The 10,368-nt window shown below is 74.6% G+C and carries 8 protein-coding genes and 1 pseudogene; 5 read left to right on the top strand and 4 right to left on the bottom strand.

What is annotated here, in order from left to right; genetic code table 11:
* Positions 1–87, top strand: a pseudogene (locus AB0924_RS29790) (ATPase, T2SS/T4P/T4SS family); the annotation flags it as partial.
* 49 nt (positions 88–136) lie between these two features.
* On the opposite strand, the gene AB0924_RS29785 reads toward AB0924_RS29790, so the two are convergent.
* On the bottom strand, positions 137–856 hold the full coding sequence (locus AB0924_RS29785) for a DUF4232 domain-containing protein (RefSeq protein WP_358933244.1): 720 nt from the start codon (positions 854–856) through the stop codon (positions 137–139).
* 150 nt (positions 857–1,006) lie between these two features.
* On the bottom strand, positions 1,007–2,389 hold the full coding sequence (locus tag AB0924_RS29780; RefSeq protein ID WP_366913012.1) for a serine/threonine-protein kinase: 1,383 nt from the start codon (positions 2,387–2,389) through the stop codon (positions 1,007–1,009).
* A 46-nt stretch (positions 2,390–2,435) separates the two neighbouring features.
* On the opposite strand from AB0924_RS29780, the gene AB0924_RS29775 reads away from it, so the two are divergent.
* Positions 2,436–2,984, top strand: a complete 549-nt coding sequence (locus tag AB0924_RS29775; RefSeq protein ID WP_358933248.1) for an RNA polymerase sigma factor — start codon at positions 2,436–2,438, stop codon at positions 2,982–2,984.
* Here the strand turns inward: AB0924_RS29775 and AB0924_RS29770 are convergent.
* The gene (locus tag AB0924_RS29770) at positions 2,978–5,362 is read right to left on the bottom strand and encodes a SpoIIE family protein phosphatase (RefSeq protein ID WP_358933250.1); all 2,385 of its coding nucleotides are present in this window, start codon (positions 5,360–5,362) and stop codon (positions 2,978–2,980) included. The two genes, AB0924_RS29775 and AB0924_RS29770, sit on opposite strands and share 7 nt — an antisense overlap.
* 220 nt (positions 5,363–5,582) lie before the next feature.
* Positions 5,583–7,208, bottom strand: a complete 1,626-nt coding sequence (locus AB0924_RS29765) for a multicopper oxidase family protein (RefSeq protein ID WP_366913011.1) — start codon at positions 7,206–7,208, stop codon at positions 5,583–5,585.
* 308 nt (positions 7,209–7,516) lie between these two features.
* Between AB0924_RS29765 and AB0924_RS29760 the strand changes: the two genes are divergently transcribed.
* From AB0924_RS29760 to AB0924_RS29750, 3 genes are all read left to right on the top strand, one after another.
* Positions 7,517–7,756, top strand: coding sequence for a hypothetical protein (locus tag AB0924_RS29760; RefSeq protein ID WP_199213045.1), 240 nt, complete (start codon positions 7,517–7,519; stop codon positions 7,754–7,756).
* A gap of 3 nt (positions 7,757–7,759) precedes the next feature.
* Positions 7,760–8,137, top strand: a complete 378-nt coding sequence (locus AB0924_RS29755; protein ID WP_358933255.1) for a toxin Doc — start codon at positions 7,760–7,762, stop codon at positions 8,135–8,137.
* Positions 8,138–8,631: 494 nt separating this feature from the next.
* The gene (locus AB0924_RS29750) at positions 8,632–10,362 is read left to right on the top strand and encodes an RICIN domain-containing protein (protein WP_366913010.1); all 1,731 of its coding nucleotides are present in this window, start codon (positions 8,632–8,634) and stop codon (positions 10,360–10,362) included.
* Positions 10,363–10,368 lie beyond the last annotated feature (6 nt).

The following is a 10,368-nucleotide window of genomic DNA, read 5'->3' as shown; positions in this document are numbered from 1 at the left end:
GACATGCTCCAGGCCATGTCCACCGGCCACGACGGCTCCCTCGCCACCGTGCACGCCAACAGCGCCGAGGACGCCCTCACCCGGCTGCACCGCCGTCCGGCCCGGACGGCGGGGTCCGCCACGGGGGTGAGGCCGGTCAGGCGCCGGTACCGGGACTGAACACGGTCAGGAACACGGAGGAGGAGTTGCCGCCCACCGGGACCTCTCCGGCCGTCCACGCCACCTTCAGGTGGTCCCGCTCGTCCGGCGGGGTGATCAGCAGTCCGGACGGCCTGGCCGTCTTCGCCTCGCTGATCTCCGGGTTGGAGAAGGTCAGACCGGCCCAGGCGCTCTGCCCGGGCTTGAGCGTGACCGTCGCCGGGGAGCCGGAGGAGCGCTTGGGGTCGGGGCCGAGCTGGGTGCCGGAGGCGTTCACGAAGGCCGCGCCCGGATAGCCGCGCAGTGTGCAGGTCCGGCCGGACCTGTTGGTGAGCACGAGGGGGAAGTTCTCCTGGCCGGCGCCCGGGTTGTTGCGGCCGACGGCGGCCCGCAGCTCGGACGTGTGGCACCGGGTGCTGGTGGCGCCGGTCTTGCCGCCGGTGCCGCTGTCCGTGCCGGTGCCGGTGCCGGTGCCGCCGGACGTCGTGCCCGTCTTCGGGGCGGAGGACGAGGCCGCGCCACCGGGGGTGGAGGCGGCGGGGGAGGAGACGGTGGAGGCCGGGCTGCCGCCGGCCTCGGTGGCCGGGCCGGCCGTGCCCGACACCTTCTGGGGCGCGGAGCTGCCGTCCTGGCTGCCGCAGGCGGTCAGCAGGCCCAGTACGGCGACCGCGCCCGCGAGCAGGGCCCCGCGCCGCGGGGACCGGGAAGAGTACGCCATGTCGCTCAACACTCCTGGATCTTCACGGCACGCGGCGGACGCGTGCCTCCGGCGCCGGGTGCGCCGTCATCACACTCCGATGCGCGGGGCGCCGGAAAAGTTCGCCTCGCCCGGAAGTTCCTTCCCCGCCCCGCCCCGCGCGGAACGTGCTCAGGTGACCCGCAGTGAGCGCAGTACGCCCTCGGTCGCGTCCCCGTCACCCCGGCGGCGGACCTGGACGTACACCTGCGGCCCCGTGGAGCCCTCCGCCGGTACCAGGGCCGACTCCGTGACCGAGCCGCCGTCCGGGCAGCCCTTCCAGGCCCGGACGCGGCCGTGCCAGTCGGCGCTGGTGAAGCTCCGCGAGCCGGCGTAGTGACAGCCCGTGTGGGTGAGCGCGTTCACCCGGGCGTTGACGTCACCGTGCTCACTGAGCCCGACGAACACGCCGTCGACCCCCGCCCCCATGTCGGGCCAGCGGGACAGGTCGCCGGCGACCACCAGGCCCGGCTGGTGCCCCGCCGGCAGCCCGAGGGCGTGCGGATCCCAGCCGGAGTCGCGCAGCTGACGGGCCCAGCCGGCCGGCACCTCGACCGAGACCCGGCCGGTGGCGTCCCGCACCTCGGTCCGGCCGCCGGAGCCGGGGCGGTGCAGCACCAGCGTCACCACGAGGGCGGCCGCGACGGCGGCGGCCACCGCGGCCAGGGCCCGGGCGCCGAGCGGCCGCCGCACGGCGTCGAGCCGCCCGCCCGTCCGGCGGCCCGTGGGCGCCGCGAGCCGGTCCAGTTCGTCCGCGAACGCCTGCGCTCCCGGCCAGCGCCGCTCCCGGTCGGGTTCCAGGGCGCGCAGCAGGGCCCGCTCGGCGTCCGCGCCGAGGTCCGGGCGCAGCCGCCCGGGCGGCACGACCTTCCCGGGCGGTCCCGGGACGGTGCCGGTGACCAGCTCGTAGCCGACCGCGCCCAGGCTGTAGACGTCGGCGCGGGCGTCGATACCCGCGCCCGGCTCCGCCTGCTCCGGCGGCTGGTAGCCCGCCGAGCCGGCCGCCAGGGTGAGCACCGAGGCCTGCGCGAGGCTCTTGGCCAGCCCCAGGTCGGCGAGCAGCACCCGCAGCCCGCCGTCCGGGGCGGTGTGCAGCAGCACGTTGGTCGGCTTGATGTCGCGGTGCACGATGCCGGCCTCGTGCAGCGCGGCGGCGCCGCGCGCGGCCGAAGCGGTCAGCGCGAGTGCCCGCCGCACCGGCAGCGGACCGGCCGTCAGCAGACCGGCGAGGGTGCCGCCGTCGGCGTACTCCATCACGAAGTACGGCCTGCTGTCGGGGAGTTCGCCGATGTCGTAGACCTGCACCACCCGGCTGGAGCCGGCCCGGCGCAGCAGCCGCGCCTCGGACAGGAAGCGCTCCCGGACGTCGAGCCGGTGCGCCCAGTTCTCGGCGAGGACCTTCACCGCCACGGGGGCGTCGAGTTCCTCGTCGTGAGCGAGCCACACCGTGGCGAAGGCGCCGGTGCCCAGGCGCCGTTGGAGGCGGTAGCGGCCGATCCGCTCCAAGGAGTGCATACGACTATCATGCCTGCCCTGAGATCGACTTCCAGGGGGCCCCGACGTGCCGGACGACGCGACGGCCGAAGACCTCGCCCGGAGCGCCGCCGCCGGCGACCGGGCGGCGCTGGACCGGCTGCTGACCGGGCTGCGGCCCGAGGTGGTGCGCCGCTGCGGCCGGTTCCTGCCCTGCCGTGAGGACGCCGAGGAGGCGGCGCAGGACGTGCTGCTCCAGGTGGCCCGGCACATCTCCGGCTTCGAGGGCCGCAGCCGCTTCAGCACCTGGCTGTACAGCGTCGTCGCCAACTGCTGCCGGCAGAAGTACCGGGAGCTGAAGCGGCGGTCGGCCGAGCGGCCCGCGGTCATCGAGCCCGCCGAACACGTCGACCCGCGCACCACCAGCGTCATCGCCGGCTCCCGCGTGGATCTGCTGGAGGCCCTGGACCGGCTGGAACGCGAGCACCCGCACCTGGTCGCCCCCCTGGTGTACCGGGACATCTGCCAGCTCGACTACGCCGAGGCCGCCGAGCGCGCCGGCATCCCGCTCGGCACGTTCAAGTCCCGTCTGCACGAGGCCCGCCAACGGGTAAGGCCCTGGCTGCGGGTCTACTGAGCCGCCTCCGTCAGCGCCAGCTCCGCCCAGATGGTCTTGCCCTCCGGGGTGTGCCTGGTGCCCCACCGCTGGGTGAGCTGGGCGACCAGCAGCAGCCCGCGGCCGCCCTCGTCGAAGGTCTTGGCGCGCCTGAGGTGCGGAGCGGTGTGGCTGCTGTCGGACACCTCGACGATCAGCGTGGCCTCGTCGTGGATCAGCCGCAGCCGGATCGGCCGCGAGCCGTACCGGATGGCGTTGGTGACCAGTTCGCTCACCACCAGCTCCGCGGTGAACGCGACCTCGCTCAGCGACCACCGCTCGAGCTGGTCCAGCACCTGCTTGCGGATCGGCGCGACCAGCGCCGGGTCGGCGGGGATGTCCCAGGTCGCCACCTGGGAGGCGGGCAGCCCCCGGGTGCGGGCCAGCAGCAGGGCCACGTCGTCGGTCGCCTCGCCCGGCGGCAGCAGCGTCTGCAGGACCAGGTCGCAGGTTTCGTCCAGGGAGCCCGCGTACCCCTTCAGCGCCTCGCCGAGCAGCCGCCTGCCGACGTCCAGGTCCCTGCGGCGGGACTTCACCAGGCCGTCCGTGTACAGGGCGAGCACGGTGCCCTCGGGCAGCTCGACCTCGGCGGACTCGAACGGCAGCCCGCCCAGCCCGAGCGGGGGTCCGGAGGGCAGCTCCAGCTCGTGCGGCTCGCCGCCCGGCCGCAGCACCAGCGGCTGCGGGTGCCCCGCGCGGGCCAGCGTGCACCGCCTGGACACCGGGTCGTACACGGCGTACAGGCAGGTGGCGCCCACCTCACCGGGGCTGTCGTCGCCGCTGTACTGCTCCGACAGCCGGATCACCAGGTCGTCGAGGTGGGTGAGCAGCTCGTCGGGGGCCAGGTCGAGGTCGGCGAGGGTGCCGACGGCGGTGCGCAGCCGGCCCATGGTGGCCGAGGCCTGGATGCCGTGCCCGACCACGTCCCCGACGACCATCGCGACCCGCATCCCGGACAGCGGGATGACGTCGAACCAGTCGCCGCCCACCCCGGCCCGGGCCGCCGGCAGATACCGCGAGCGGGCCTGCAGGGCCGCCGTGCGGGGCATCGTACGGGGCAGCAGGCTGCGCTGCAGGGCGAGGGCGGTCTCGCGCTCGCGGGAGTAGCGGCGCGCGTTGTCGATGCAGACGGCGGCCCGGGTGGTGATCTCCTCGGCCAGCAGGGCGTCGTCGGCGGTGAAGGGGTCCTGGCGCCGGTGCCGGGTGAGTACGGCGACGCCGAGGGTCAGGCCGCGCGCCCGGATCGGCACCGACATCGTCGAGTGGATGCCGAACCTCTTCACGACCCGGTCGCGCGCGGTGTGCCAGCTGTGCCACTTGGTCATGTTCCCGGCGCCCACGGAGGTGATGATCGTGCGGCCCGCGGTCAGCGCGTCGGCCTGCGGGGAGAACTCCGGGTAGAGATCGGCCCGTCCCGGCCGGATCACCGCCTCCGGTACGCCGTCGAGCACGGACTGATGGGCGGCCCGGCGCAGCCGCAGGGGCGCCGTGACACGCGCCGGGGGCTCACCGTCGTACTCCTGCGGGTCGAGCAGGTCGATGGTCACGAAGTCGGCGAGCACGGGTACGCACACGTCCGCCAGCTCCTGCGCCGTGCGGGTGATGTCCAGCGTGGTGCCGATCCGCGCGCTCGCCTCGTTGACCAGTTGCAGCCGCTGGCGGGCCCGGTGGTTGTCGGTGACGTCGTGCGCGGCCAGGCACACGCCGAGCACCCTGCCCCCGGGGCCGGAGATGGGGGCCATCCGGGTGAGCCAGGCCGCGATCCGGATGTCACCGCCGACGTTGCCCGTGTTCTCCATGACCAGCGGCAGGCCGCTGGACAGCACCTGGAGCAGCCCCTGTTCCAGATCCTCCGTCGGCCGCTGCCCGCCGAGCTCCGAGATCCGCAGGCCCTTGACGCGCTCCTCGGGCAGCCCGATGAACTCGGCCATGGCCTGGTTGATGCGCCGCAGGCGGAGCTGGTCGTCGTAGAGCGCGACCGCGCAGGGTGACTGGATGAGGCTCGCCCCGGCCAGCGTCTCGTCGTCCAGGGCGTGCGGCTGGTCGCCGGTCAGCGGAGACACCACCAGCCAGTCGGCGCCGTGGCCGTCACCGGGCGGCCGACGGTGGGCGAGCAGCCACACGGGGACGGTACGGCCGTCCCGGTGGCGCAGTTCCACCGTCCCGGTCCAGCGTTTCCCGAGGGGCACCTCGGGCAGGGGCTCTCGGGCCAGCAGCCGGGCCGCGGGGCGGCCCACGACGGACTCCGGCGGGTGGCCGAGCAGGCGCCGCGCGCCCTCGTTCCACTCGACCAGTGTTCCGTCGTCGTCGATGACAGCCCGGGCCGTGGCCGCATCGTCGAACGGATAGACCCGGCTCATCGTCGCCGCTCCCAGCGCACACTCACAGTGAACAGGTGGTACCACGCGCGTTCCAGCGTAGTGCGTGGCGCACCTCCCGCGGGGACCGTGCTTCCCGGCGGCCGGGTCGATACGGTCGGACAGGGGCCGGCGATATTCCGGCGGCCCGCCGGGCGCATGCGCCACCTGCCCGACAGCAGGGCGCCGGACGTCTCCCGCGTCACCGGCCCCGGGCCGCACGTCAGGCGCGGTAGCCCAGGATGGTCATCATGCCGCTCTCCGAGTGGTACTGGTTGTGGCAGTGCAGCATCCACAGCCCGGGGTTGTCCGCGTCGAAGTCGACGACCAGCTTGCGGTGCGGCAGCACGATGGCCGTGTCCTTGCGCGCCCCCGAGCCGTCGAGGCCGGCGACGGCGAACGTGTGGCCGTGCAGGTGCATGGGGTGCCACATGTCGGTGGCGTTGATGAGGGTGAGACGCACCCGCTCACCGGCGCGCACCGGGTGACGCTGGCGGACGGAGTACGGCCGGTGGTCGAAGCCCCAGTCGTACTTCTGCATCGTCCCGGTGATCCTGATGCGCATCTCGCGGTCGGGATCGCGGTCGTGCAGGGCCACGGAGTCGTCCGGCCGCAGGCGCCGGGCCGGGACCACCTTCCGGTCCAGCCCGTCCGGGCGTACGTCGGCCGGGGGAACGGCCCGGCCCTTGTCGGTGCGCAGGACGGCGACGGCCTGGCCCCTCTTGCCCTCGGCCAGGGCGACGAACGGGAAGACGCCGTCCTTGGCGGTGACGAGGACGTCGTAGCGCTCGGCCATGCCGATGAGGAGCGCGTCGGTCTCGGTGTGCCGCACCGGGTAGCCGTCGGTGTGCGTGACGGTCATCGGGTGCCCGTCCAGCGCCACCCGGAAGGCGGTCTCGGAACCGGCGTTGATGATGCGCAGCCGGATCCGCTCACCGGGCCGGCACCGGAACACCGAGGGATGGCTCGCGGTACGGCCGTTGACGAGGTAGAGGGGGTAGTCGACGCTGCCGGCGTCCCCGTGCAGCATGCGGCTGCGCCCGTGGTGCAGCACCCGGCTGGGCCCGCCGGCCGCCGCCCGGGTGTGCGCGGCGTGCGGGCCCGTCCCGCCGGAACGGGTCCCGGCCGGCTCCGGGCCCATCGCCATGCCCTCCATCCTCATGCCCTTGGGCATGAGCTGCTCGAGCACCCCGTCGGGGGTGGAGCCCTGGACGCCGTCGAGCCAGTCGTCCAGGACGATGACCCACTCCTTGTCGTAGGCGAGGGGCTCCCTGGGGTCGTCGACGATGAAGGGGGCGTACAGACCGCGGTCGGGCTGCATACCGACGTGGGAGTGGAGCAGGAACGTGCCCGGATGGGAGACGGTGAAGCGGTAGGTGAAGTCGGTCCCGGGCGCGATGGCGTTCTGGGTCAGGCCGGGAACGCCGTCCATGTCACAGCGCATGCGCACGCCGTGCGAGTGCAGGGTCGTGGTGTCCGGCAGCCGGTTGGCGAGGGTCAGGCTGAGGACGTCACCGGCGGTGACGCGTACCAGCGGGCCGGGCAGCTGCTCGTGATACGCCCAGGTGCGCACCTGCCGCCCGCCCAGGTCCAGGGTGTTCTCGGCGGCCGTGAACCTGAGCATGCGCACCGGGCCGGAGCCGCGTCTGCGTTCGGCGGCACGCACCTCGGGACCCGACGGCTCGACATATCCCTTCGGCCCGGGGGGAACGAAGTCCCCCTGGACGGTCGCCGCGGCCGCGGAGCCGGAGCGGGGGTGGGAGCCGGAGTCGGTGCAGGCTGCCAGCAGTCCCGCGCCGGCGGCAGCGAACGGGGCTTGGAGCAGGGTACGCCGCGAAGGTGTGTGCATAAATGAAATAAGACACGTTTTGCTGTGATATGTGCGGGATCCCGGGCGGCGCGTCCGATGGAGTCCGTGCCCCGGCCGCGAGAGGCCCCGCCCGTTCCCGCGCGCGGGAACGGGCGCGCCGTGTTGCCCCGCCGGGACGGCGGCGCCAGAGTGGGGCCACCGGACTGCTTGGGGGTGTGGACCGTGTGCGTGGGCGTCGCGTCACCGGCGGAGAACGGACATGGCCCCGGAGTTCACCGGGTACCGGGACGAACTGGCTCCGACCTGCCGATATTTACGGGCGAGTACCCGAGCGGTACCGTTGGTGCATGCCAGCTCTCAACGTGGAGTTCACTGACCGCGAACTGGAGGACCTGCGCCAGATCGCCAAGGAGCGCGGTACGTCGATGAAGGCGCTGGTGCGCGAGGCCGCCGCCGCCGACATCGCCCGCCACCGGGCGCTGCAGGAGGGCGCGGAGGCGTTCCGGAGCTTCTTCACCGCCCACGCCGAGGAGTTCGCGGCCGCGTTCCCCGACGACGAGCCCCCCGCCAAGGGCGAGGCCGCCTGAGCGATGCCACCCGTCATCCACATAGACGTCCCATGGCTGCTCCAGCGGCACGAGGAGGTCCTGCCGGACCAGCCCACGGTCGACGACTTCTCCGCGCTGGTCGCCGCCGTGGCCCGGCATCGCGTCGACCCGCCCCGGCTCGGTGTGGACTCCGACCCCGCCTGGCGGGCCGCCGCCCTGCTGCACACCCTCGCCGTGCTCAAGCCGCTGCCCTCGGCCAACGCGCGCTTCGCCTGCGCGACCGCGGTGGCCTACATGTTCGTCAGCGGCGCCGGCATCGACGCGCCCTACGGCGCCCTCGTCGACCTCGCCCGCGACCTGATGTCCGGCAAGACGGACGTGTACGGCGCCGCCGACCGGCTGCGTTCCTGGCAGATCTGAGACGGCCCCGGCCGGCGGGGGAAGCCGCCGGGGCCGCCGGCCGGGGGATGCCCGCACGGACCGGGGGCCGCCGGCCGAGGGCGGTGGAACGGGGCCGGCGGCCGTTCTCACGGCGGGGAGCCGCCGTTCCGCCGCGCGGCCTTCCGAGGGGCCGGACACAGTCCACCACCCCGCCGCACGCCCGGGGAGCGTGCGCGGCCGGCCCGTGCGTGCACGGCGTTCACACGGGGCGCACGGAAAACGGAAAGGGACGGGGCGGACCCGTCGCGGCGGCACCCGTCCGGCTTCGTTCCGAAGGCTGTCGATGTCGCACGAATGCCTTGTTCCGTGTGTGGAGGTTGTGCAAGGGTTGAAACACGGTGCGGGGGGTAATCGCCTGGATTCTCAAGGTAGTTGGGAACCGGGCCGGTCCGGCACCGGTGAATTCCCGCTCCCCGCGCGCGTATCCGGCGATCGGCAATCGACGCACCACACCCATCAAAGGATTCCGCTCAGTGCCAACCCCCCACCCCCCTCGTCCGTCCTGTCCACCGCCCGGCGGTGACCCCGGGGAGTCGGACGAGTTCCTCGCCGCCCCGCTGCGGGCCGGTTCCGACGCGGAGGCCTCCCGGTCCACCGCGCTGCTGATGGCCCGCCACTGGCCGGCCGCACACGACTACGCGGTCGTCTGCCTGGCCACGTCGGGCCCGCTCGCCCACATGGTCACCGGCGCCGCCTTCCACCGGACACTCGCCCGGCTCGCGCTCGGCGAGGCCGCCGAGGCCCTCCGGCCCCGCCTGCTGGTGGCCGTCCGTGACACGGTCCAGAACTGGGCCGGCACGGACCTGACGGCCGCCGTGCTGCCGGCCTTGCGAAAACCCGCCGGGGCCCGCGGTATGCGGACCGCGAAGACCCTGATACCGGAAAACCGGGCCCTCTCCGAACATGCTTTCCAGAGCCTTCCGCGACTCGAACAGGCGTTGCTGTGGCACATCGAGGTCGAGGCCGAACCGATGAACGTCCCCGCCGCTCTGCTCGGTCTGGACACCGACAGTGCGGCGGCGGCACTGGAACAGGCCCGCGAGAAATTCCGCGAAGGCTGTGTCCGGGCCCACCGGGAACTCGCGCCGACCGCCGACTGCCGTCATTACAACCGCCTTCTGGACGTACCGATCCGCCGGGGCGGCGCCCTGCTGCCCGACGTTCAGCAGCACCTCGCCGGCTGCCCGTACTGCCGGCACGCCGCCGAGCAACTGGGCCGTATCGAGGGCGGCCTCGGCGTGCTGCTGGCCGAGGCGGTGCTCGGCTGGGGCGCCCGGCGGTACCTGGAGTCGCGCCCCGGCCGGTCCGGACCCGCCCGTGCCCGCGGCGCCTCCTCGAGCCCCGGCGGACGGGGACGCGGCGGCGGACGGCGCGGGCCGCTCGACGGGGTGCCGGCCCGGGCCTCCGGCGGACGCCGCAGACGCGGCAGGGCGTCCGGACCGTTCGGCGCGGTCCTGATGCCCGCGGCCGGCTGGCCGGTCAGGACGCTGCTCGTGGGGGCCGGGGTCGCCTCGGCCGTGCTGCTCGCGACCGTCGTCGCCCTCAGTGCCTGGCCCGACGGCGGCGACCACACCGACCCGGTCGCCTCCGACGCGGCCCCCGGCACCGGCATCCGGCCTCCGACCGGGCCGGCCACCTCGCCCGGCACGGCGGGTCTGCCCGCGGCCGGCCGGCCCGCCCGGCTGCGCAACGCCGCCAGCGGTCTGTGCCTGGACGTCAGGGGCGAGGTCCGGGCGGGCGCGGGCGCGGTGCTCGCCGGCTGCTCCGCCGCGCCCGCGCAGCAGTGGATGTACGAGGCCGACGGGCTGCTGCGCAGCGGGGCCGACCCTCGGCTGTGTCTGGACTCGCACGCCGACGCGGGCGTCGTCATCCTCGGCCGGTGCGCCGGCGCGGGGGAGCGGCGGGGTGACGACGTGCGCTACGACCTCACCGTGCGGGGCGAGTTGTCGCCCCGCTGGGACCGGACCCTCGCCCTCGCCCCGGCCGCGGACCGGGCGGGCGCCGATGTCGTCGTCAAGGTCCGCGACGACTCCGCCGCCCAGCGCTGGCGTACCGACACGCCGTCCGCGAGCCCGGGCTCCCTGTCCGTCGCCGGCGGTGGGGGGTCCCAGGGGGCCGGCGCGGTGCCGTCCGACGGGCGGGCGACGGGGCTCGCACGGCAGGCTCCGGCCCGGCCGGCCGCGCTGCCGGGGGCGGGTACGTAGCCGGCC

Origin of the sequence: Streptomyces sp. NPDC047869 (assembly GCF_040704065.1) — a bacterium.
Taxonomy (GTDB): Bacteria; Actinomycetota; Actinomycetes; order Streptomycetales; family Streptomycetaceae; genus Streptomyces.
The sequence above is the reverse complement of the archived record's forward strand: the minus strand, read 5'-3'. Positions and strand labels throughout refer to the sequence as shown.